A 22,860-nucleotide genomic window follows, 5' to 3' on the forward strand; every position below is an offset into this window, starting at 1 on the left:
AGTGTGAAGTGTGAGTGTGGTCTGTCTTTCACACTCACACTTCACACTCACACTGGGTACTCAAGGAGCACGCAATGAATCTCGATCTCCGCATTCCCATGGGCCTCATGTTTACGCTCGTCGGCTTGATCCTTACCGTCTTTGGCCTTTCGACGATGGGCGATCCGATGTACGTAAAATCACTCGGCCTGAACGCCAATCTTGATTGGGGCATCGTCCTCCTGGTCTTCGGTTCGGCCATGTTTACTCTTGGCCGCCTAGGCCAGAAAAAAGCCGATAGCGCGCCTCCCGCGCCAGTCGCCGAAGGCACAATCCGCCGCGGCCACTAGAATCCTCTTTCCGGCCAGACGAGTCTAATTGGGAACAAGCAGCCAGACGCCGAGGGGTCGGCGGGTTTACTATCGCCAAACCAGCTTTGCGCAGCAGTTCGAATCTGCGAGTTGCTGACGGCTGGCCAACGCTGTTCCTGGGAGGAATGATGGACGTTGAGTTCACCGCACGTCAGGTCAAGATTTCCAAAGCAATGAAAGACGGCGCCACCGAGGGCATTGTTCGCATCGCCCTTGTGCTCGGCAAGATTACTTCCGCGAAATTTACATTCTGGGCTGAGCGGCACCTGCAAATCGTAGAAATAGCCCTGCAAAGCCGCCATCACAGCATCATCGCAAAGGGTGAGTCGGACAGCCAGGAAACCGCTGTCCGCGAGGCCCTCGCCCATGCCGAACACCAGGCCCATCGCTACCGCGAAAAGGCACGTACCAAGAAGCGCCTTCCGCGCGTAGTTCCAACAGCAGAGGCGCGCGCACCCAGAAAAACCAGCCGTGCAGCCATTGAAGCCGCTGCCGCAGAGCCCGACGCCAATCTCAACGGCAACGGCCACAAACCGCCGATCGCCCGTCCACCGGGCAAGCAGACCAAGGCTGCCATTACAGTGCACTCCTTCCCTGGCAAGCCCGCCGTGGTCGAGCCGCACATCCTCGTCGCAGCAGATGCAGTAGCGATCCGTCCCATGCGCGTGGAGGAAGCTGTAAAAGAAGCCGAATTTCGCGACCGCGACCTGCTCATTTTTCGCAACCCCGCAGGCGACCTCTTCGTACTTCACCGCCGCCGCGACGGCAAGATGGAGATTGTCGAAGTCCCAGAGTAGGCTCTCTCTGTGACCTCTGCTACGAATGGGGCATCCTGATCGCACCTGTTCCGGGTTACGATGAGGCCATGCCCCGTTCCGAAAAATCGAACGACAAAACGGCCCGCCAGGTGAAGCCGTCCACGAAAATCCTGACGAAGAAGCACACATCGCCCCCGTCAGGCTCGAAAGAACTGGTGATCATCACCGGTGTTTCAGGGTCTGGCAAAGGCTCGGCTCTCAAGGCGCTCGAAGACCTGAGCTACTACGCTGTCGACAATCTGCCGCTCGAGCTGCTGCCCGATTTCGCCACCCTGATCCAGACCTCTCCGGAAATCAACAAAGCAGTCATCGTGGTCGACGTTCGCGAAGGCCCCACCCTGGAACGTCTGCCCACCATCCTGCTCAAAGTCAAGAAAACCCTACCCACCAGCGTCGTCTTCCTCGACGCCAGCGACGCCGTCCTCGTCCGCCGCTATTCCGAGACGCGCCGCCCGCACCCGCTCAGCCGGTCAGAAATGGTCGCTCGCTCCATCACCTCCGAGCGCCAGCTTCTGGACGAAGTCCGCAACCTCGCCGACTTCATCGTCGACAGCTCCGGCTTCAATGTCCATGAGCTGCGCGCCTATATGCAGGCGAAATTCGGCCCGCAAAACGGCGATGTGACCCCCGGCAACCAGCTCCTCGTCTCCTGCCTGAGCTTCGGCTTCAAGAATGGCGTTCCGCTCGACGCCGATCTCGTCTTCGACGTCCGCTTCCTGCCCAACCCCCACTTCGTTCCAGAATTCCGCAAACTCACCGGCCGCAATCCCAAGGTCGCGAAATTCGTCCGCAGCTTCCCCCAAACCACCGAATTCCTGACCAAGGTCACGGAAATGATGCTCTTCCTCCTCCCGCACTACATCAAGGAAGGGAAGAGCTATCTGACGGTCGCATTTGGCTGCACCGGCGGTCAGCACCGCTCCGTCATGATGGCGGAAGAGATGGCCAAACGCCTCGGCAAAGCCGGTTTCAAAGTCAAAGCCGTCCACCGCGATATGCCGCGATAAGGCGCTTTGAAGCGGATCAGCCCGCACCAGCCAGCGTTCTTTTTGGGACATCCGGAGAATCAGTTGCGGTTACGATGAAAGCGTGAGCCTAAAATCTGCCATCAACCATGCCCGGCGCAGACGGGAAATTTACGCCCGCCGCAGGCGAGCAATCCTCTCAACAGCTTTGGCCATCCTCGTGATAGCCGGGGTGGCGGTAGTCTCTTTTCTTCCCGGCAGTGGCAAACGTATGCTTCATACCAGGGGCCGTTTTCACGCGCATTCCTGGGGACATCTGCTGGCCTTCTTTGCAGTGTCGTTCACTGTAGTCAGAATCCCCGCCACGCGCACCAGGCGAATCCTCTTTGCTCTTGGAGCCATCCTCTTCGGCTTCCTGATCGAATTCGGCGAACACGCCATTTTCCTCAACCCAATCGAATGGAAAGACGTGCTCGTCGATACCATCGGCGTAGTCGCCGGCACCACCTTAGCCGTTCTGATTACGCCATCGAAAAAAAGCGCCTGACCCTCGACTCTTGCCGCCAATCCGCCCCGTTCTCTAAATTCAAACGCCCGCCAGCTACAATTACAAGATGCAGCACACCCCACCGCCCCAGCCAGCACCGCTCCCGCCTAACCGCGGCGAAACAGGCGGCGCGGCATGAAGCGATTCTTCCGTCTGGCAGCCTACGCAGCCCCGTACTGGCTCCAGTCGCTGCTCGGAGTGGTCCTGCTCGCCGCCGTTGGCCTTTTAGAGGCGCTGCGACTCCTGATCCTCGGCCCGGTTCTGAGCGCCGTTCTGAATCCCTCGGCCCATACCGAAAGCATTCCGCTCTTCCCCAAACTCCCGCCGCCCTACCAGTTCGACCTGCTGCGCATCGTCCCATCGCACTTCCACAACGTCCTCGGCGTCGTAGCTTTCGCTCTAATCGCCTCCACGCTGCTCAAAGGCATCTGCGACTACGTCGGCACGTACATGGTCAATTACGCCGGCTACGGCATGATCACCGACCTGCGCAACGACCTATACGAAACCATCATGAAGAGTTCGGCAAGCTTCTTCCACAAGCATGCCACCGGCACCATCCTCTCCACGCTCATCAACGACGTGGAGCGCGTCCAGACCGCCGTCAGTGCCGTCCTCGGCGAATTCCTTCAGCAAATCTTCACCTTCATCTTCACCATGGCCGCCGTCATCGCGCTCGGCGGACGAATGAGCTGGGCCCTCCTGCTCTTCGTGCCAGTCGTCATCAGTTCCGCGCGCCGCATCGGCCGGTCAGTCAGGGTCCGAACGCGCACCGGCCAGGACCGCGTCGCCGAAATCCAGAACATCCTTCACGAAACCATCACCGGCAACCGCATCGTCAAAGCCTTTTCCACCGAAGTCTGGGAAATCCTCCGTTTCCGCAAGGCCGCCCGCCGCCTCTTCCGCGCCAACCTCCGCAGCGTTCGCGTTCAGTCCATCAGCTCGCCGCTCATGGACGTCATCGGCTCCATCGCCGTTGCGCTCCTGCTCGCCATCGGCCGCAATGAGATCAAAGCCGGCCGCATGGACCTCGGCACCTTCGTCGTCTTCATCATCGCGCTCTTCAAGCTGTACGACCCGGTCCGCAAATTCGCCTCGTTCTACAACAGCTTCCAGCAAGCCCTCGGCGCGTCGGTTAGCATCTTCAATTTCCTCGACGTAGAAGACGACATCCAGGAAAAACCGCGCGCCCACGTCCTGAAGAAGTTCGAAAAGAAGATCGCTTTCGAAAACGTTGGATTCGCCTATTCCACCGAAGAAGGCGAACACCAGATTCTCCATGAAATCAACGTAGAAGTCCGCCAGGGCGAAATGCTCGCGCTCGTCGGTCCCAGCGGCGCCGGCAAGAGCACGTTGGTCAACCTCATCCCGCGCTTCTACGACGTCAGCAGCGGACGCATCACCATCGACGGCCTCGACGTCCGCTCGCTGACGCTCGACTCGCTCCGCAAACAGGTAGCCCAGGTCACGCAGGAAACGATCCTCTTCAATGACACCGTTCGCAACAACATTGCCTACGGCCAGCCGGAAACAGCGAAGGAACTCGTCGAGCAGGCCGCCAAAAACGCCCTCGCCCACGACTTCATCTTGCGCCTGCCGCAGGGCTATGACACCATCATCGGCGAAAAAGGAACGCGCCTCTCCGGCGGCGAAAAGCAGCGCATCGCCATCGCCCGCGCGATCCTCAAGAACGCCCCCATCCTCATCCTCGACGAAGCCACGTCCGCCCTCGACGCCGAAAGCGAATCGCTAGTCCAGGCCGCGCTCAGCAACCTCATGCAGGGACGCACAGTCGTCGTGATCGCCCACCGCCTGTCTACAGTCCGAAGGGCCACACGCACGGTAGTTCTCGAACACGGCCGCATTACCGCCATCGGCCCGCATGACGAGCTGCTCAACACCTCACCCACCTACCAGCGTCTCTACTCACTTCAGTTCGCCGACGTCCCCGAAACGGTTCTGGAAACCACCGTACCGGAACCACCAATTACGATAGAGGCAGGACGATAGCCACCCCCATGACCATCTCCCCCAGCAACCCGGCGCCAGCCGCCGCGCAAGTCTCGAGCTCGGTCTCCAGCATGACTGGCTTCGCGCGCACCGCCGTCGAAGTCACCCCGCAGCTCAGCTACATTCTCGCGCTCAAGAGCGTCAACCACCGCTTCCTCGACCTGCACCTGCGCCTGCCCTCCGGCACTGCCTTCGATGCGCTAGAGATGGACCTCCGCCGCATCCTGAAGGAACACCTTCTCCGCGGCCATATCGAGCTGTCGCTGCAAGTCGAGCGCACCACCCAGCAGCGCGGCGGCTTCAACCGGGACGTAGTCGCCAGCTATGTAGAAGCCTTTCAGGCCGCCGCCGAAGAGTTCGAACTCCAGGGTCAACCCGACCTAAACGTCATCCTGCGCATGCCCGGCGTCCTGCAAGCCGAGCCCCGCTCCAGCGAAGAAGATTACGCACAGCTTTCCGCGAGCATTCTCGAAACCGTCGTCCCACTCATCGCCGAACTGAAAACCATGCGCCAGCGCGAGGGCAGCGCACTCACTGCCATCCTTCACGCCACGCTCGACCGCCTCGCCGAAGCCGTCCGCTCTGTTACAGAGCTTCGCCCGCAGATCGAACAGCGTTATCAGGAACGCTTGACGCAGCGACTAGAATCCGCCGTCGGCGCAAACGGCGAAGTCCTCGGTGTAAACCGCCAGCGCATCCTCGAAGAGGTAGCGGTACTCGTCGAGCGCAGCGACGTCTCCGAAGAGATCGCTCGCATGGAAACCCACATCCAGCACTTCCGCGATGTTCTCTCCGCAGGCGGCGAAACCGGCAAGAAACTGGATTTTCTCCTGCAGGAGATGAATCGCGAAGCCAACACGCTGCTATCCAAGACTGCAGGCGTAGCAGGTAAGGGAACTCAGATCACCGAACTGGGACTCGCCATGAAGGCCGAGATCGAAAAGGCCCGCGAGCAGATCATGAATCTCGAATAAGGCATTTCGAATAAAACAAGCACCATAACAAGAGAACAAAGAAACACCGGGGGATTGTGGCAGGCATTCTTTTTATCATTTCGGCGCCGTCAGGTTCAGGCAAGAGCACGCTGGTGAATGCACTGCGTTCGCAGGTCGGCGGCATCGATTTTTCTATTTCTTGGACGACGCGCCAGCCGCGCGGCTCCGAACAAACCGGCCGCGAATATCACTTCACCACGCGCGAAGAGTTCGAACGCATGATCGCCGCCGGCGAATTCCTGGAATACGCCGAAGTCTTCGGCAACTACTACGGCACCGCTCGCCGCTCGCTCGACGAAGCCACCGCCGCCGGCCGCGACCTGCTCCTCGACATCGATGTCCAAGGCGCGCAGCAGGTCCGCAAGAGTATCCCGGAAGCGGTCAGCATCTTCGTTATGCCCCCGACTCCAAAGGTCTTACGCACCCGCCTGCGCAACCGCAGCCGCGCCGAAGGCTACGTAGACGAGGCAGTTCTCCAGCGCCGTTTGAACGAAGCCCGCAAGGAAATTGAGAATTACAGCCAGTATCGTTATATTCTGGTCAATGACGTACTGGAACGAGCCGTCGCACAACTGGAAGCAGTTGTGGTGGTGGAGCGGATGCGGCAGGAAGGCAAGCCGATCGACCAGCGTACAAGACGAGACTTCGAGATCGCAGAAGGCTGTCGAGAAGTGAACTCCCGTGAAAGACTGCAACCTGTTCTTGAAGCATTTGGAATACTTCCGGGGCCTCATCCACAGCAGTACAGTTTATTGGAGGACGCAGATCATCATGGAACCGACAACGAACCTACCGATTGAAACCAAGTTCGACTCCAACTACCGCAAAGTCATGGTCGCCGCTCGTCGCGCCCGTCAGATCCAGAGCGGAGCCAGCCCGCTCATCCACAGTCTCTCCAACAAGGCCTGCCGGCTCGCGGTAGAAGAAATCCGCGCCGGTAAGATCGCCTACGTCCACACCGGTCCCCCACCCGAAAAGCCCACTCTCGAAGACCCCGGCATTCCGATTCTCGCTGTCTAAATGCAAGCGGACTCCCCATCCGCTTCAAGAACGTTGTAAGCACAAAGGCCGGTTAAGCCCGACGGCCCGCTCCTTTACATCCCTGCGCCGTTGATCAGTCGCCTCGACGAGTGTGCGCTTGTGCGCACACTCACTCGTGTGCTTTTCTGGCACAACTCTGCACGTTCATCCAAAATCCCACCGTCGGTAATCAGAGGAATCGAATCATGAACACCTTGTCCCGCTCAGGCAGACTCAGTTCCGCCTTCGCCAGCTTCGCGCTCATCCTTGCGAGTTTGGGCCTCGCAACCATCGCCTACGGCCAGGTACCCATCGTTTCCCCCTACCCCATCATCGGGCGCAGCAATACCTACACCGCCGATCCCCCGGTACCTCGCCCTAAGACTCCGCCGTGCGGCGTCACCCTCTTCAGCAATCTGGAATTTGCCGACTTTAACACCAAGAACTTCACCTTTACACCACCCAAGAACTGCCCCGGCCCATGGTCAAAGGTTGTCTTCAAGGCTGACTTCGTCGTCACCGCGGGCCGGCAATATGACCGCACCGCGCAGTTCTTCCTCGGCGGAGCAAACATCTACTTCGGCACAACCTCCGAACCTCGGTCCGCTCTTAGCCCGAACTGGCACGTTGAGCGCGACGTAACCGACCTGAGCGCCCTGTTCACCACACCGCAGGACGGCACCGCAATCCTCGGCAACTTTGTCGGCGTATACGACGGTGTCACCTACGATGGCATCATCTACTCTACGGCGACTCTCGTCTTCTTCCCGGCTTCGGATGCCTATCCGTCAGCCAAGACTCCCGATGTCGTCATCGGCTTACCCGGCAACGGCGGTGCAGCCACCCTGAACGACACCGGCAGTCAACTGACTCAGGTAGTCAATCTGCCGAAAAATGTCGAGAGAGCCTACCTTGACGTCATCGCCCAGAGCCAGTCCAACGACGAATTCTGGTACCTCTGCGTTCCGGACGACCTGGCCACCGAGTTGCAAAGCTGCGGAGGTACCGGTTATCGCGAGACAGAAATCAGCATCGACGGCACACCCGCTGGAGTAGCTCCCGTCTATCCGTGGGTTTTCACTGGTGGCATCGACCCATACCTGTGGGAGCCGATACCTGGCGTCCAGACACTCAATTTCAAGCCATACCGCGTCGACCTGACCCCGTTCGCGGGCACCCTATCCAACGGCAAGCCGCACACCATCGCACTTAGCGTCTACAACGCGGACAGCTACTTCGCCGCCACCGGCACCCTACTCGCCTACACCGACAAAGGAGCAACGCAAGTTACCGGCCTGGTGCTGTCGAACACCTTGGCCGCAGAGCCAACTCCTGTGATTACGAACAAGATCAGTACTGACGACAGCGGCAATGTAGGCGGATCTGTAACCGTGGCTTCGAGAAGGCAATACTCGATCTACGGCGCCGTCCACACGTCGCACGGCTTCGTCTATACCAGGGTCGATAACACGATCAACTTCTCCAACTCTCAGAGCTTCATCATCAACCAGTCTGAGTATAAGCAAGCCCTGACCCAGTCAACCTCAGGCAACGTCTCAACCACCACCACAGGCGATGGCACGACCGTCGTAAGCGAGCAGCTGTTTTCCTACCCCTTCACCTTTGTCTATGACCAGGTCGTGAAGAACGACGGCTCAGTTGCCGTCGCCAACACCTCCGACCAGAAGTACATCGTCACCGCCAAGTCCTTCACGCCTCCCGCGAAGTGGAGCAGCACGACCATCAGCTCGCCCAATGCCTATGTGCAGAATGTCAGCAATGAAGTGAAGTCCACTGACACCCTCTTCTACGACTCGAACTTCAACTTCACCGGTCACGCCGGCAACAGTTCACAGAACTACCTCACCAATGACTCCACAGGCTATTGCTTCAGCCGTTCCGTTACATCCAAGAACCTGAGTATCACCGGTTATACCGATGGCGCCGGATGCACCGCTCCATCCGCGGCGCCTAAGCAGTAACTCTTTGCAACCACGCCCGGTTCTTACCCTCTTAGGACCGGGCATTTCGTTTACGCGTTACAATCCTTCTATGAAGGTCATGGTTGGTGTCTCTGGCGGAATCGCGGCATACAAGGCCGCTGAACTGGTGCGCGCTCTGCAGCGCCACGCTCTGGAAGTCCGCGTTACGATGACAGACTCGGCCCAGCAATTTATCCAGCCGCTCACCTTCGCCGCCCTCACCGGCCACAAAGTCATCACAAGCCTCTGGCCCGCCAGCGACGATTCCGCATCCGCTGACGCAAGCATCGAGCATATAGCTGAAGCCCAATGGGCTGACGCGCTTGTTATAGCCCCAGCCACGGCCAATACCATCGCAAAATTAGCCCACGGCATAGCCGATGACTTCCTCACCACCATGTATCTGGCCACCCTGGCGCCTGTCGTTCTCGCTCCCGCAATGAACGTAAACATGTGGGACCACCCTGCCACCCAGGCCAATCTTGAAATCCTCCGTCAGCGTGGCGTTCGCGTCGTCGAGCCCGACTCCGGACATCTCGCCTGCGGCATGGTCGGACCCGGTCGCATGGCCGATCCCGAATACATCGCCACAGCCGTCCTCAACGCCCTCGGTCGTAGTCACGACCTCGCCGGTGAGACAGTCCTGATTACCGCAGGAGGCACCCGCGAAGCCCTCGACCCCGTCCGCTTCCTCGGCAACCGTTCCAGCGGCAAGATGGGCTATGCACTCGCCGAAGCAGCCCAGAGCCGCGGTGCCAAGGTCATCCTCGTCTCCGCCCCATCCGCGCTTTACCCGCCAGCCCACTGCGAACTGGTCAAGGTCACCACCGCTGACGAAATGCGCGACGCCGTCCTGAGCCGCATGCCGGAGGCCACCCTAGTCATCAAATCAGCCGCAGTCGCCGACTACCGCCCCAGCATCGTCGCCGGCCAAAAGCTCAAGCGCACCGGCCCCCTGACCGTCGAGTTTCTTCCGACCGAAGACATCCTCGCCGAAGTCGTCCGCCAGCGCAAACCCGGCCAGCTCATCGTCGGCTTCGCAGCGGAGACGGAAAATCCCCTCGAAAACGGCCGCGCCAAGCTCCTCCGCAAAGGCGTAGACGCGATCGTCGTCAATGATGTCTCTCGTGCAGGCATCGGCTTTGACTCCGACCAGAATGGCGCAACTTTCCTCACTGCCACCACCGCCATCGACATGCCAGAAATGTCCAAGCGCAAAATGGCCGACCGCATTCTCGACGAAGTTGTAAGTCTGCGCCGCCCGCAATCGCTGCTGGTAGAACTGGCCAACATGGATCAGGAAGATTCCACAGGCCAGGCGGAGCAGGAAGTGTTCGTAGCCGGCTCTGGACCGCGCCGCCAGATTATCATCGAGTAGGGAATCAGCTTGCCGAACTCACTCGACACCGCCGCACAGGAAGCTTTGCGAGCCCGCGTTCGCTTCTATCGCGAACTCGGCATCGGCGAACTGTATCAGCGCGAAGTCGACCCCGCAGAGTGGACGCTCCAGCAGGCAGAGCCTGTCCAGGCACAGCCCCGCCCAACAACCCAGGCAGCTCCGCAAACTCCACACATGTCTGCGAATCATGCCGTGCCGAAACCACCTGCAGCCCCCGGCTTTTTCCCCAATATCGATCTTCAGCCACAGGAGTCCGAAATCGCAACCCGCAAGCCCTTTCCCGCCCCGCCGCCGCAAGCTCCACCACTCCCGCCCGAGCAGCACTTCGCCGCGCTCAAGCTGATTCGCGAAGAGATCGGCGACTGCACCCGCTGCGCACTCGCAGCAGGACGCACCAAGCTCGTCTTCGGCGACGGCGACCCAAATGCCAAGCTCATGTTCGTCGGGGAGGGTCCCGGCGCGGACGAAGACGCCTCCGGCATTCCCTTCGTAGGCCGGGGCGGCCAGCTCCTCAACAACATGATCCAGGCCATGGGCATCAAGCGCGAACAGGTCTACATAGCCAACATCGTCAAGTGCCGCCCTCCTGCCAACCGCACCCCTGAGCCGGACGAAGCCCTCACCTGCTCGCCGTTTCTGTTCAAGCAGATCGACGTCGTCCGCCCCAAGGTCATCGTCGCCCTCGGCCAGACTGCCGTCACCTACCTCACCGGCGAGAAGCGCCCACTCTCAGGATGGCGCGGCGCCGTGCATCCACTGCGCGGCACCAAGCTCATCGTGACCTACCACCCTGCCTACCTGCTGCGCGATCCCAACCAGAAGAAGCACGCCTGGGCCGACCTGCAGATTGCCATGCGCGAACTGGGCCTGGAACTCCCGGCCAAAAAGTAGCAAGCACTGGTCAGTGAACGTAGACCAGCAACAGCCACCAGATCAGAAAGAGCGCCACTATCGCCAAGACCAGGTGGCCAATCCACTGACCCGGCGTATTCGGTCTGCCAATGCGAAACATCAGTTGTCCTTCCGCATGAATTTGAAGTTTTGAATGCGTCCCGCGTTCAGAACAAACCCATTTACCTTGTGCTTGGTGTCGCGAGTGAAATGCACTGTGCCAAAGTCACCCGAAAATGTATCCAGCATCACCGGCCGGAGGCTATCCGGCTCATGCTTGAGTCGATTCATGAACAGCTTTCCATCCTTGAGAGTCACGCGATAGACCGGATCGATCTCTTCGCTCACGTAAGCCCCTGCAAACTCGGTTAACTGCGCCGCGTTAGGTTCAAACGACGCAACCGGCTCGAAGACCTCGGGCTTGCCATCACCAAAACTCTGCTCCAGGCCCTTCGCCTTGCCCCCTTCAGCCGCGATGAAGTGAAAATCGATGTCGTTGCCCCAGGGCACATCGGCAACATGAAAATGGCCCGGCGCAAATGCCTTCAGTTCATGGAAATCATTCAGCCCCGTATCGATTTGCAGCTTGCCATCCTTCACCTGAAAAATATTGAAGTCGTCCTCCGGCTTGCTCCAGTAGGTCCCCGCCATCGCATGCATCTCTGCAACTGTCGGCGGTGTTACAGGTGCATTCTCCGGAGTCTTGGCCGCACGCGCGGGCTCAGCCTTGAAGTCCTTAGCCAGCACGACATCCGCCACCTCGCGCACCAGCTTCGGCGGATTTGTATCCGCCGAATTGCAGAGCACGGTCGCCGAAAAATGCTGCTCTGGAAAGCGTGTCATGTCCGAGCGATACCCGGCATCGCCACCGCTATGATCCACCGTGGGAAGGCCCTTGTATTTGCCGACCACCAGCCCCATGGCGTACTCATGTAACTCGCCGTTGTTGAGCTTGTCCTGATGCAGCATCTGCTCAATCAACGCCGCTCCACCTACCCGCGGATGATAGAAATTCTCATCCCAAAGCTGCATATCTTCAACCGTCGTATGCAGGCTCGTAGCGCCGGTCGTGTCGAAGTTGGTGAGGTTCATGCGCCACGGCTTATGCTCGCCGTCCTGCCCATAGCCCAGCGCATCGTGCTTGATCACCTCTTCATGATCGTCGCGAAAATGCGTATGCGTCATACCCAGCGGCTCGAAGATATTCTTCGTTGTGAACTCACGGAAAGACATCCCACTCACCCGCTTCACCACAATCGCCAAAAGAGTGAAACCAGTATTGCTGTACAGGAATTTCTCACCCGGCTTGAAGTTCAACTCCTTCTGCCGCGTGACCACGGACATCACATCGTCGTCCGTGATCAGATCCTGCGAATAGCGCCAACCCGCCAGTTCCAGCAACGCCCACTGATCGCGAAGTCCGCTGGTGTGGTGCATCATCTGGCGCAGCGTGATCTTCTCGCCAAAGTCGGGCAGCTCGGGGATGTACTTGTGTACGTCGTCATCAATCAAGAGCTTGCCCTGCTGTGCCAGCAACAGGATCGAGGCCGCCGTGAACTGCTTCGACATCGACGCGACATGAAAGACCGTCTCAGGCGTAATGGCAACATCGTCATTCAGGTTCGCCATGCCGTAGCCATGCTTGTAGATAATCTTGCCGTCCTGATAGACACCGAGCGCACAGCCTGGCGAATCTGTGCGGTTCCACTTGGCGAAGACCTGGTCAACCTTCGCGGCCATCTCCGGTGAAAGCGACGAAGCTGGCGTCTGTGCCGCGGCAACTCTGGCCAAGCCGAAACATCCAATGGATACATTCAAAGCAAGCCGAGCTATCTTCATGACGATACCCCACATGCACTCTATCTGAATCGTTCAGTCTTAAGGCATAAGTTCTTATCAAGTACAACGGGTTCCGCGATCAATTGTTTACATCCTTTCGATCACATCGTCTCGATCACATCGTTTCGATCACATCGTTTCGATCGTGGTCCGCCAGAAGTCCGATCCACCCATCTTCACCAGGTGAGCATATCCGCCGGCAATATGGTAAAACTCCATCGTCTCCGGGCTGTCAGGCTCGTCACCCAATCGAAAGACCCCTTCGCCCATCTCGATCAACGGTACCTCGCCCTCAATCCAAAGCTGCCCCTTGCGCGCCACCACGCGAAAGTTGCCCAGCCACGGACTGTCACTGCTGTACATGCCGACATACGCTGCATATCGATCCGGGGTCGCAACTGCCGCAGGCTTACCCGCGCGCGCAAACCACCGTCCCCCATGCGTCAACTCGGCTATGGGAACAGGGGCACCATCCTTAGGCGCAGTCTCACCAGCCTTTGCATCCTCGCGGTGAAAGACAAATGCAAACTGCGAATACTCAGGCAGAGCAGCAAGAAAGTGATCGCCACCCGCAGCTTCCAGCGGAATGTCTCGATCATCAAGCTTCAGCGAAATAGAGTGATCCGCCGCAGTCACCTTGCAGCTCTTTCCATCCGCGGAATGGTAAGTACCCTCGTACTGCCTAGGATCTTTCACCACCGAAGGATCATCGAGCGCCGGTTCAGCTGGCAGCGGCTTCGACTCCGCCTGCGCACGTAAACACTGAATTGCAAATTGCGCCACCGGGTTCGGCCGATAGCCAAGCATTGCGTTGATCGAAGCAAACGCCCCGTACCCACCGTCAATGTCCAGATGCATCGCCGACATGAACGAAACCATGCCGCCCGTATGCCGCAGGATCGTGTGCCCATCAAGCGTATCGACAGCGATACCGTACCCATAGGAAGCCGTAGGCCCAAACTCCTCCGCCTTGACATGCGGATGCGACATCAGCGCAAAGCTCTCGTCCTTCAAAATTCGCTTGTGCGGCCCCTGCCCACGATTGAGCAACATCTGCATGTACTTCCGCATATCGTCTGGCGTCGAAGCAATCGAACCAGCCGAAGAATCCGAATCAATCTTCGGCGCGGAAGCCAGCTTCCCATGCCGCGGAAATGGCCGGTCCCGCAACTCCGGCGTATAGCTCTCCGCGGTACGCGCACGAATCAGCTCATTCAGCCGCGGCGAAGTCGCCGTCATCCCCAGAGGATCGAGAATGCGAGCCTGTAAACACTCGCCAAACGGCCGGTTCTCCAGCAGGCTCACCAGCTTGCCCATCGAGTCAAAGCAGAAGTTGCTGTAGTGGAATCGCTCCCCCGGCTTCCAGCTCTGCCGCGCACGCCGTGTCGGGTTCGAAGGGAAGACCTCACCATCCCCCGGCAGCCCGGTCGTATGCGTCAACATATGATGCAGAGTGACGGTGCCGAACGGAGTCTCGATGGGCAGCCAGGGCATGTACTCCAGCACCGGCCGGTCAAAGTCCAGCTTGCCCTCTTCTCGCAACTGCAGCATGATCACGGCAAGAAACGACTTCGAGATCGACCCGATCTGGAAGAGCATCTCCGGCGCAACGGCCTCATGCTTATCCAGATTCGAAAACCCGTAGCAACTGCTCTTGCCGACGCCATGCTTGTCTGTATATCCGAGCGTCAGCCCGGGCGCATTCATAGCCTGAATATACTTCGGCACAAAGGCGTCTAAGGCACCCGCGACCGAATCTGCCTCAGCGCCCAATACCCCACCGCCATTCGCCGTAGGCCGCGCGAGAGCAGCAGAACCAGAGACAGCCATTACTTGCGAAGCAGCGGCAATCGCCCCGGCACGCAACAAGAAGACCCTACGATTGATTGCAGAAAGTTCCATCCAATCCCCCGGCACAAAAAATCATGGCAATGCGTGCCACCAGCATCGCACGAGCACTCCAGGGGGATGCAACAAACATTTCAGTTCTTTATTCGGGCTGCGGTTCGTTCCGCCAGAGCGCCACGCCGCCAAGCAGCCCCTCTTCGTTCGACACAATGCGCACATTCTTCGCCAACGCAAACTTGATGTGCTTCGCGTTGCCACCGCCCAGGTGTAGATAGTCCCAGTTGAAGAGCTGCGAAGTCTGCGCAATCGCCTCCTGCACCAGCTTGTTCCATTTCTTTTTCCCGTACTTCTCAAACCCGCGCAGCCCCACGAAGTCCTCGTACGTCTTCCCCTTGCGCCAGGGATGATGCGCCAGCTCCAGCCCGGGGCAAAGATGCCCATTCGTGAAGAGCGAAGAGCCCAACCCGGTCCCCAGCGTAAGACAAAGCTCAACGCCCTTGCCGAAGATCGCCCCATAGCCCTGCACCGAAGCGTCATTCGCCACAATCGTAGGCTTCTTCCAGAGATGCGTGATCGCCTCCTGCAGCGGATACTCCCTCCACTTCGGCGAAAGGTTATGCGCCTCCAGCGTCACACCATGCTTCACCACACCGGGAAAGCCAACAGACACCCGATCGAAATCCGGCAATTGCGCGCGCAGGTCATCTAGTACCTTCAGCACCCGATCCGGAGTCGGATTTTCCGGTGTCAGCGCCCGCATTCGGTCCGTAAGCGGATGGCCCTCCCCGTTCAACACCATCATCTTGATGCCTGTCCCGCCGATATCCACCGACAGCGTAATACGCTCCGGTGCCTTCGAGGCGGTAGTGGAAACTGTGGATGAAGCGGCTGTCTTACGCGAGGGCTTGGGCTTTTGGGTTGAAGGAGTCATCATCAGCACTGAATTGTAGAGGCAGAGGCCGCCTTTGTGAAACCACGATCGGGTCAATCAGCCGGGACCGCTCAACAAAGCCTCTTGCCCTAAACTGGAAGCTGGCCGTCATGCCCACTTACTGCGAAGTCGCACTGCCCATCCCACTTGATCGCACCTTCACCTACGCAGTGGGTTCCGGCATGTTTGACTCCGCAGAAGAGCCGCAGATCGGCGCGCGCGTCATCGTCCCCTTCCGCAACGAAAAGCTCGTCGGCGTCGTCATGGAGCTGCACTCGAATCCTCCCACCGATTTCGAAGCCAAGCCCATCGAAACCCTCCTCGACCCCGAGCCGCTCCTCTCACCCCAACTCCTTTCGCTTGCCTCCTGGATGGCCCAGTATTACCTCGCCCCCGTTGGCGAAGTCCTGCGCGGGATGCTCCCCCTCACCGCGGAAGTCCGCCGCACCGTGTATTACAAAATCACCGACGCAGGCCGCGACGCCCTGGCCATCGCGTATGACGGCGAATCATCCCCCAATAAGCGCAGCAAACTCTCAGCAGACGAACAGGAAACCGAGCAAAAAGTCCTCAACCGCCTCGCCGACGGCGAGCCAGTAAAGCTAGGCCCGCTGCGCACCGCCACCGGCGCCAGTGTCGCACAGCTCGTCTCGATGACTCGCAAGAAGTGGATCGCCCGCGTCAACGAAACCGAAGAGCGAGACGCCCGCCGCATCGAGAAATTCGCCGTCCTCATCCCCGAGGCCCGCCTGCCCAGGCTCAACCCGCAGCAGCAGACCATCCTCGCCGAACTCGCCGCCTGTAACGGAGAACTCCCGCTCGTCGCCCTGCGCGAAAAAGGTACGTCCAACAGCAGCCTGCAAACCCTCGTCCGCCACGGCCTCGTCCGCATCGACGAGCGCCCCGCCAGCTTCCGCCTCAGCAGCATCGGCCACGTCAACCCGCAGCACGCCCTCAACGAGCCGCAGATGGAAGCCCTCGCCTCGATCACCACCGCCACCGGCTTCCAGCCTTTCCTGCTCCACGGCGTAACCGGCTCCGGCAAAACCGCCGTCTATCTCGCTGCCATGCAGCGCATCCTCGACCGCGGTCAGGGCGCCATCCTCCTCGTGCCGGAGATTGGCCTCACCCCCGCAGCCGCGGCGCAGCTCGACGCCACCTTCGGCACCCGCGTCGCACTCCTGCACTCCGCCCTCACCCCGCAGGAGCGCTCCGAGCAGTGGCACCGTATCCGCCGCGGAGAAGCGCCCATCGTCGTCGGCACCCGCTCCGCCATCTTCGCTCCCGTGCCCAATCTCGGCCTCATCCTCGTCGACGAAGAGCACGATCAGAGCTACAAGCAGGAAGAAACCCCGCGCTACAACGCCCGCGATGTCGCCGTCATGCGCGCCAAGCTAGCCGACGCCCCCGTAGTCCTCGGCTCCGCCACTCCCTCGCTCGAAAGCTGGCAAAACTCAGCAGCAGGGAAGTACCAGCGCATCACCATGGCCGAGCGCGTCAACAACCGCCCGCTCCCCATCGTCGAATTGGTCGACATGCGCACCGAGTTCCAGCAGACCGGCAAGGAAGAAATCTTCTCTCGCCTCCTCATCACCGAAACCCAGGCAGCCCTCGACCGCGGCGAACAGGCCATGATCCTCCTCAACCGCCGCGGTTACTCTTTCGTAGCCATGTGCCGCAGCTGTGGAGAAAAGCTGGAATGCGTGAACTGCGCCATCTCCCTGACGCACCACAAACCAGTTGACTCAGAAGAAGGTATGGCCACCGCAGGCCAGCGCCTCGAATGCCACTACTGCGGCTACCGGCGCACCGTTCCGAAACACTGTCCCAAGTGCGACAGCGAACACCTCTATTACCTTGGTGCCGGCTCGCAACAGGGCGAAGAGCGGCTCCAGCAAATCTTCCCCACCGCCCGCATCGGCCGCATGGACCGCGACACCGTCCGAGGTCGCCATGACATGGAGCGCCTGCTTGCCCGCCTCCATTCTGGCGAAATCAACCTCCTCGTCGGCACTCAGATGATCGCCAAAGGCCACGATGTTCACGGCGTAACGCTCGTCGGCGTCGTAGGCTGCGACCACGCCCTGTCGATGCCGGATTTCCGCGCCGCCGAGCGCGTCTTCCAGCTCATGACCCAGGTCTCTGGCCGCGCCGGCCGGGGCGAACTCAAAGGCCGCGTCGTCGTCCAAACCTACCATCCTGACCACTACGCCATCCTCGCCGCCCGGACGCACGACTACAGCACCTTCGTCGAGCGCGAACTCAAGTACCGCCGCTGGATGCACTACCCACCCTTCGGCGTCCTAGCCAACTTGCTCGTCACGTCAAAGAAAACGGAAGAAGCCGCTCGCTGGTCCGCGATTCTAGGCAAATGGTTCGAGAAAGCCGCCCCCGAAGGCGTTCGCGTCCTCGGCCCGTGTACTGCCCCCATCGCCCGCATCAAAGAGGTCTACCGCTTCCACCTGATCCTGAAAGCAGCGTCGCGCCAGTCCCTGAACGCAGCCCTGCGCGGCGCGCTCGTCCACGCTGAAGAGCAGGGAATTCCCCGTCGAAACCTCGTAGTCGATGTCGACGCTTTGCGTCTGATGTAACGGAACTTACCAGGAAAACAGCTTCGCGCCGTCACCCCGCGCCTGCATTCGGTCTGCCTTCAAATTGCCGGCGTGTCCATCCGAAAGCCCCGCGTGAATCCCATCATTACCCTCAGGTCGAATTGCACCAGACGCGTTCGTGTACTCTTCGACCTCAAGTGCAGTGAACTGGTTCATGATTGCCGAGGCAGCATCCGCCTGCTGCAGTGTTCCGGTTGAGAGCACCAGCACATTTCCTCGCCGGACCCCGTCTAGGTACGCCTCGATTTCATGATCCGTCGCGCCCATCGACCGCAAATCCCTGGCTAGGCCTGCAGCGGGATCATTTCCTGGAGTGCTCGACGCCGTCGGCATCGGGAAATTGGCCACCTGCCCAATGGTTCGTATCCCCCGCGATGGCATGCCGTGGGCGCGCAGAGCGTCCACCACCGCCTCTGCGACACTAGAACTCACGAAAAGTCCCACCGCTGTCGCTGCCATCGCACACCCTCCGAATCCTTCTCATCATCCTCGTCCTTCAGGCAACCATTTGCAGCCCCATTTTGGACACGGATATCGCGCGCGGGCTCGGTACGGCACGCAGTGGGCACTTCAAGGCCCGTCACATTTCAGAAATTGTTCCCACAAAAGTATTTTGGGGTGTACATTCGTCTGTCTGAAAACAGTACAGACTCTTCAAGAGGGAAGTGACCTGAGTGCAAGGTTGCAGGCGGATACGGCTTTCGGGGGATGTTAGTTGGGTCTCATATTTCCTATCCTTAGCCGATGAGTAAATGGAATCGAAAACGCAATCGACTTCCTGATCCTCATTGGATATTCCTGGAACGAACGGGAAATCCCTGTCTTCAAGAGCAAACACGAAGCACGATAGGTTGGTCGGATGCGGGTTCGTAATGGTTCGCTACGAGAATCCCCTGGGCATACCAGGGAAGTGAGTGAGGCTATGGGTAACTGGACAGTCGACGCAACTCCCCGAACGATTGCAGCCAAAGCTGAAAAGCATAAGTTGGACTGGACAAAACTCGAGCAGCATCTGCAGGAGATCGGCACCCTGCACACCAGCATTTACCGCTTGGTTCGCGATCTCGCTCCGGCCATCGTACTCGGCGGCTATTGGTTTCTAATGCATCCCGGCCTGATGTTTCTCGGTTCAGCCTGGTGGTATGTCCCAAGAGTAAGTCTTCTCGAACTCGGCATGTTAGGCGCAGTCACTCTTGTATCTCGCGCAGTCACCGGTCGGGGCCGAGGCGCAAGCCAGGAACTACTGCACAAGGAAATGGCCTCCAGCTTTCTCGCGGCATTACTGTGCGCTTTAGTCATCTATCCGGGCCTGCTCGCTAAGCTCGATTGGGAACAGGCGCTCCGGGTTGACTCTGCCTTCTTCCTCGTAACTTCGCTCTTCAATCTCGTCATCCTCGCCGTCGCCTGCTTTATCGGATGGGTCTCCATCGACACCATCATTCCCAAGCGCGAAGTCCTCATCATCGGCTCTGGGCGCGGCGGTCAGGCAGCTTTTGAAGAGATGGTCGACTCCCCCGTCTACAACGTAGTAGGCGTCCTCGATGATGCCTTCGTCGGCAACGGCGCCATGCGCGAACGCTACCTCGGTGGCCTGGATCTGCTGGACACACTTCTCAAGGAGAACCCAGTCTCGGTCGTCTACTGCTCGCTGCCAGTCAAGTCCATGTACGAACCCATTCAGCAGGTCATCGCGGTCTGCGAACAGTTTGGCGTGGAAGTGCGCCACTCATCCCATCTCTTCCAGACGACGATTGCCAAGCTAGGCCGCAAGACCGGCTCGAACTACTCGATTCTCAGCATGGTTCGCGACGATTCCACGCGCTACGCCAAGCGCGCCTTCGACATCATCGGCGCCGGCGGGCTGCTTCTCTTTACTCTGCCCATCATCATCGCAGCAGGCATCGCGATCAAGCTCACCAGCCACGGCCCGGTCTTTTTCTCGCAGGATCGCTACGGCCTTCATCGCCGCCGCTTCCGCATTTTCAAGATGCGCACCATGGTCGTTAACGCAGAGGTTCTTCAGTCTCAACTCGAGCATCAGAATGAGCTCGGTGGCCCTGTCTTCAAGATCAAGGAAGACCCCCGCATCACGAAGGTAGGCGCCTTCCTGCGCAAGACCTCGATTGACGAGCTACCTCAGCTCTGGAACGTGCTCATGGGCGATATGTCGCTCGTAGGCCCGCGCCCGCTCGCAGTCCGCGACGTACTCAAGATCGAAGACTCAGCGCAACTCCGCCGCTTCAGCGTACTGCCTGGCATTACCTGCATCTGGCAGATGAGCGGCCGTAACAATACCGACTTCGCCAATTGGATTCGTCAGGATCTGGAGTACATTGATAACTGGTCTCTCATGCTAGATATCAAGATACTTATCGGCACAGTCCCCGCGGTACTCTGGGGCAAAGGCGCAATGTAATTCAACCAGTAAGTTGAGTTAAGCAAGAAACGAACTCAACTTATTGTGTTGAAGCTACATCCAGCGCCTCGGCAATCTCGAATAAAATTGCCTCAGCAGCCAGCGCCGGGTCCGCCGCCTGCGTAATTGGCCGCCCAACCACAAGATAACTTGCCCCATGATCGATTGCCTGTGTCGGCGTAGCAATCCGGGCTTGATCGCCCTTATCCGCGCCTGATGGCCGAATGCCCGGCGTCACCAGCACGCCCTCCGCCCCGGTCAGCGCACGCAGCGCGGCTACCTCTTGCGGCGAGCAGACAAACCCGCGAATCCCTGAAGCTAATCCCAGCTTCGCCAGCAACTCCACCTGATCCGCCGGGGAACGCTCCACCCCAGCCGCAGAAAGCTGCGCCTGGTCCATGCTGGTCAGCAGCGTCACCGCAAGCAGTTCCGGCGGGTTCGCCAAAGAGGCCGCAGCTTCCCTGGCAGCGGTCAGCATTGCCGGTCCTCCCGACGCATGAATCGTCAGCAACCCGGCCCCAAGCGCACCGGCTGACCGCACCGCCGCGGCAACTGTGTTTGGAATGTCGTGTAATTTCAGGTCAAGAAAGACAGAATGGCCGCGCTTCACCAGCATCTCGACAATCGCCGGACCCGCCGCGATATACAGCTCCAACCCCACCTTGAACCACTTGCACTGGTCCTCGAGTCGACCCGCTAGCTCCAGAGCGGCATGCGCTGTCGGTACATCCAGCGCCACAATCAAGTGCTGCTTGGCAATTTCAAAGGGTGAGAGCGCGGTTGGGTTCGGATCAGGCGTCGTCATCGGGGCGTGAATCCTCTCGTCGACTCTAGTTCAAGTCGAGCGTAAGTTCAGCTTATAGGCAAACGGCAAAACGCGCCGGGAGAACGGCAGCCGGGGAATTAGCGGGACGCAAAGCTCTCGGGACGACCCAGATTAGGCCAATTTAACTGAGCGGCTTCAGCACCTTCCACGCGTTCCAACTTCACACGGGTTTCGCCCTTGCCCCCAAATCCCAGAGACTTAGCAGCAGCGAACGAAAGATCAGCAACCAACCCTTGTGCGATAGGTCCGCGGTCGTTGACGCGCACCATAATAGAGCGGCGATTGCTCAGGTTCGTCACCCGAAGCAGCGTACCAATCGGAAGCGTGCGGTGAGCGCATGTCAGCATGTGCAGATCGAACGCTTCGCCGCTCGCCGTGCGATGGCCCTGGAATCGTCGGCCGTACCACGAAGCCTTCCCGATCTGGAACCACTTCTTGGCCACCTTCGGCGCGTGAGGGTCGGCTTGCTCATGCGAAGTCGCGGTAGCGTTTGCCGCGACACCGGCTACCGTCACCAATACCGCAAGAGCAGCAGTGGTAAAAGTGCGTTTACGAGTGTGTGCATTGCATGATGTGAATATCCGCATAGTTGACTCATCAAAGGATAACGGGTACCTAGCGTCAAGTCAAAGATTTGAGAACGTTTATGGGCTGTTTTGCACAGAAAAATCAAGGCTGCTTTTTATGGAAAGGATTCCACTGATATTTATATCGTATGTATTAGCAAGAAAGTAAATAGCCGTATCTTTCCAGCTAAGTCCTTTGATCAGAGGAGCTTTGCATGTTGCCTAATCCTGCAACAGGAAAGACTCGAACAACTCCGGCGGGAACTCCATCGAGAATCCACGCCGGAGAGAACCAGGCAATAATTTTGAGTCTCAGCCCGCCGCAGAGAAGCTCTCTGCTGCTTCATGCTGGTTTTGCAGGTCTTCGTGTGTGGGCAAAAACCTCTTCAGATAGCGCATCGGATCTTCCGTCGTCGCCATCTGTCGCAGGTGGTATTTCCACACATCCGCCTTGATCGTCCGCCGCGTAAACGGCTTCCGGTTGATCGTCACTACCTCACCCTTGCCGTTCATCCGGGAGTAGGTCGCCGAAGGAACGATGAAGTTCATCTGCGCCCCTTTCTTCCAGAAAGCGCGGGCAAAATCGTGAGAAAAAATTAATGCAAAGTAGCGGCCTTCGTTGGTAAGCAGCTCGACAGCCTCTTCGGCTCCCGGCCAGTCGGGGGAAATATTAGATTGATACCAACGGCGAAACTCAAAGCCGTTGGCATGGGCCTGTCGAATGAGAATGAGCAGAGTCTCGGAGCGCGTCATACGACCTTTCCTGTAAGTGCGAGTCGTGGGTTTCGAATTCACGGCTTTGCGAGTCAATTTTTCCTACGCCTTCCGACAGGTTCACTGTCTGG

At 59.0% G+C, this 22,860-nt stretch carries 20 protein-coding genes; 13 read left to right on the forward strand and 7 right to left on the reverse strand.

Translation table 11 applies throughout. The features are described from left to right. Positions 1-74 precede the first annotated feature (74 nt). The 11 genes from AC5S27_RS08950 (at position 75) to AC5S27_RS09000 (ending at position 10,977) form a co-directional block, all read left to right on the forward strand. Positions 75-329, forward strand: a complete 255-nt coding sequence (locus tag AC5S27_RS08950; RefSeq protein WP_493934219.1) for a hypothetical protein — start codon at positions 75-77, stop codon at positions 327-329. A gap of 146 nt (positions 330-475) precedes the next feature. Next, entirely contained in the window at positions 476-1,147 is a 672-nt protein-coding gene (locus AC5S27_RS08955; RefSeq protein ID WP_493934220.1) for an HPF/RaiA family ribosome-associated protein, read from the forward strand. A gap of 68 nt (positions 1,148-1,215) precedes the next feature. Next, positions 1,216-2,175 (forward strand): RNase adapter RapZ, encoded by a 960-nt coding sequence (rapZ, locus tag AC5S27_RS08960; RefSeq protein ID WP_493934221.1) that lies wholly within the window; start codon positions 1,216-1,218, stop codon positions 2,173-2,175. Positions 2,176-2,257: 82 nt separating this feature from the next. After that, complete coding sequence (locus AC5S27_RS08965; RefSeq protein WP_493934222.1) at positions 2,258-2,680, forward strand: VanZ family protein; 423 nt, start codon at positions 2,258-2,260, stop codon at positions 2,678-2,680. Positions 2,681-2,815: 135 nt separating this feature from the next. Continuing rightward, complete coding sequence (locus AC5S27_RS08970; RefSeq protein WP_493934223.1) at positions 2,816-4,690, forward strand: ABC transporter ATP-binding protein; 1,875 nt, start codon at positions 2,816-2,818, stop codon at positions 4,688-4,690. An 8-nt stretch (positions 4,691-4,698) separates the two neighbouring features. Beyond that, positions 4,699-5,664, forward strand: a complete 966-nt coding sequence (locus AC5S27_RS08975; protein WP_493934224.1) for a YicC/YloC family endoribonuclease — start codon at positions 4,699-4,701, stop codon at positions 5,662-5,664. A 56-nt stretch (positions 5,665-5,720) separates the two neighbouring features. Further along, on the forward strand, positions 5,721-6,485 hold the full coding sequence (gene gmk / locus AC5S27_RS08980) for a guanylate kinase (RefSeq protein WP_493934225.1): 765 nt from the start codon (positions 5,721-5,723) through the stop codon (positions 6,483-6,485). Beyond that, positions 6,457-6,705, forward strand: coding sequence for a DNA-directed RNA polymerase subunit omega (rpoZ, locus tag AC5S27_RS08985; RefSeq protein WP_493934226.1), 249 nt, complete (start codon positions 6,457-6,459; stop codon positions 6,703-6,705). The genes gmk and rpoZ overlap by 29 nt, the downstream gene beginning before the upstream one ends. Positions 6,706-6,911: 206 nt before the next feature. Next, positions 6,912-8,687, forward strand: coding sequence for a peptide-N4-asparagine amidase (locus AC5S27_RS08990; protein WP_493934227.1), 1,776 nt, complete (start codon positions 6,912-6,914; stop codon positions 8,685-8,687). Between the two features lie 70 nt (positions 8,688-8,757). Beyond that, entirely contained in the window at positions 8,758-10,065 is a 1,308-nt protein-coding gene (coaBC, locus tag AC5S27_RS08995; RefSeq protein ID WP_493934228.1) for a bifunctional phosphopantothenoylcysteine decarboxylase/phosphopantothenate--cysteine ligase CoaBC, read from the forward strand. A gap of 9 nt (positions 10,066-10,074) precedes the next feature. Continuing rightward, complete coding sequence (locus AC5S27_RS09000; protein ID WP_493934229.1) at positions 10,075-10,977, forward strand: uracil-DNA glycosylase; 903 nt, start codon at positions 10,075-10,077, stop codon at positions 10,975-10,977. A 120-nt stretch (positions 10,978-11,097) separates the two neighbouring features. On the opposite strand, the gene AC5S27_RS09005 is transcribed toward AC5S27_RS09000, so the two are convergent. From AC5S27_RS09005 to AC5S27_RS09015, 3 genes are all read right to left on the reverse strand, one after another. Beyond that, on the reverse strand, positions 11,098-12,768 hold the full coding sequence (locus tag AC5S27_RS09005) for a serine hydrolase domain-containing protein (RefSeq protein ID WP_493934230.1): 1,671 nt from the start codon (positions 12,766-12,768) through the stop codon (positions 11,098-11,100). Between the two features lie 177 nt (positions 12,769-12,945). Next, positions 12,946-14,718, reverse strand: coding sequence for a serine hydrolase domain-containing protein (locus tag AC5S27_RS09010; protein WP_493934231.1), 1,773 nt, complete (start codon positions 14,716-14,718; stop codon positions 12,946-12,948). Between the two features lie 88 nt (positions 14,719-14,806). Then, positions 14,807-15,598: an ROK family protein gene (locus AC5S27_RS09015; RefSeq protein WP_493934232.1), complete on the reverse strand. Its 792-nt coding sequence runs from the start codon at positions 15,596-15,598 to the stop codon at positions 14,807-14,809. A gap of 107 nt (positions 15,599-15,705) precedes the next feature. Here AC5S27_RS09015 and priA point away from each other — a divergent pair, with 107 nt between their 5' ends. Beyond that, a complete protein-coding gene (gene priA / locus AC5S27_RS09020; protein WP_493934233.1) occupies positions 15,706-18,186 on the forward strand; it encodes a replication restart helicase PriA in 2,481 nt (826 codons plus the stop codon). 6 nt (positions 18,187-18,192) lie between these two features. Here priA and AC5S27_RS09025 read toward each other — a convergent pair whose 3' ends face one another. Further along, positions 18,193-18,666, reverse strand: a complete 474-nt coding sequence (locus AC5S27_RS09025) for a hypothetical protein (protein ID WP_493934234.1) — start codon at positions 18,664-18,666, stop codon at positions 18,193-18,195. A gap of 463 nt (positions 18,667-19,129) precedes the next feature. On the opposite strand from AC5S27_RS09025, the gene AC5S27_RS09030 reads away from it, so the two are divergent. Next, the gene (locus AC5S27_RS09030) at positions 19,130-20,623 is read left to right on the forward strand and encodes a sugar transferase (RefSeq protein ID WP_493934235.1); all 1,494 of its coding nucleotides are present in this window, start codon (positions 19,130-19,132) and stop codon (positions 20,621-20,623) included. Positions 20,624-20,663: 40 nt separating this feature from the next. Here the strand turns inward: AC5S27_RS09030 and pyrF are convergent, their stop codons facing one another. The 3 genes from pyrF to AC5S27_RS09045 form a co-directional block, all read right to left on the reverse strand. After that, on the reverse strand, positions 20,664-21,428 hold the full coding sequence (pyrF, locus tag AC5S27_RS09035; protein ID WP_493934236.1) for an orotidine-5'-phosphate decarboxylase: 765 nt from the start codon (positions 21,426-21,428) through the stop codon (positions 20,664-20,666). 98 nt (positions 21,429-21,526) lie between these two features. Beyond that, complete coding sequence (locus tag AC5S27_RS09040) at positions 21,527-22,036, reverse strand: septal ring lytic transglycosylase RlpA family protein (protein ID WP_493934237.1); 510 nt, start codon at positions 22,034-22,036, stop codon at positions 21,527-21,529. A 291-nt stretch (positions 22,037-22,327) separates the two neighbouring features. Then, positions 22,328-22,768 (reverse strand): hypothetical protein, encoded by a 441-nt coding sequence (locus tag AC5S27_RS09045; RefSeq protein ID WP_493934238.1) that lies wholly within the window; start codon positions 22,766-22,768, stop codon positions 22,328-22,330. Positions 22,769-22,860 lie beyond the last annotated feature (92 nt).

The organism is Acidicapsa borealis (assembly GCF_059115245.1).

What these genes read in the sequence shown, in the direction of transcription:
- rapZ (WP_493934221.1), top strand. Translation starts at nt 1,216, where the DNA reads ATGCCCCGTTCCGAAAAATCGAACGACAAAACGGCCCGCCAGGTGAAG.
- AC5S27_RS09030 (WP_493934235.1), top strand. Translation starts at nt 19,130, where the DNA reads ATGGGTAACTGGACAGTCGACGCAACTCCCCGAACGATTGCAGCCAAA.
- rpoZ (WP_493934226.1), top strand. Translation starts at nt 6,457, where the DNA reads ATGGAACCGACAACGAACCTACCGATTGAAACCAAGTTCGACTCCAAC.
- priA (WP_493934233.1), top strand. Translation starts at nt 15,706, where the DNA reads ATGCCCACTTACTGCGAAGTCGCACTGCCCATCCCACTTGATCGCACC.
- AC5S27_RS08955 (WP_493934220.1), top strand. Translation starts at nt 476, where the DNA reads ATGATGGACGTTGAGTTCACCGCACGTCAGGTCAAGATTTCCAAAGCA.
- AC5S27_RS08990 (WP_493934227.1), top strand. Translation starts at nt 6,912, where the DNA reads ATGAACACCTTGTCCCGCTCAGGCAGACTCAGTTCCGCCTTCGCCAGC.
- AC5S27_RS08970 (WP_493934223.1), top strand. Translation starts at nt 2,816, where the DNA reads ATGAAGCGATTCTTCCGTCTGGCAGCCTACGCAGCCCCGTACTGGCTC.
- AC5S27_RS09015 (WP_493934232.1), bottom strand. Translation starts at nt 15,598, where the DNA reads ATGATGACTCCTTCAACCCAAAAGCCCAAGCCCTCGCGTAAGACAGCC.
- pyrF (WP_493934236.1), bottom strand. Translation starts at nt 21,428, where the DNA reads ATGACGACGCCTGATCCGAACCCAACCGCGCTCTCACCCTTTGAAATT.
- AC5S27_RS09040 (WP_493934237.1), bottom strand. Translation starts at nt 22,036, where the DNA reads ATGCGGATATTCACATCATGCAATGCACACACTCGTAAACGCACTTTT.
- AC5S27_RS08950 (WP_493934219.1), top strand. Translation starts at nt 75, where the DNA reads ATGAATCTCGATCTCCGCATTCCCATGGGCCTCATGTTTACGCTCGTC.
- AC5S27_RS09010 (WP_493934231.1), bottom strand. Translation starts at nt 14,718, where the DNA reads ATGGAACTTTCTGCAATCAATCGTAGGGTCTTCTTGTTGCGTGCCGGG.
- AC5S27_RS08975 (WP_493934224.1), top strand. Translation starts at nt 4,699, where the DNA reads ATGACCATCTCCCCCAGCAACCCGGCGCCAGCCGCCGCGCAAGTCTCG.
- AC5S27_RS09045 (WP_493934238.1), bottom strand. Translation starts at nt 22,768, where the DNA reads ATGACGCGCTCCGAGACTCTGCTCATTCTCATTCGACAGGCCCATGCC.
- AC5S27_RS09025 (WP_493934234.1), bottom strand. Translation starts at nt 18,666, where the DNA reads ATGGCAGCGACAGCGGTGGGACTTTTCGTGAGTTCTAGTGTCGCAGAG.
- coaBC (WP_493934228.1), top strand. Translation starts at nt 8,758, where the DNA reads ATGAAGGTCATGGTTGGTGTCTCTGGCGGAATCGCGGCATACAAGGCC.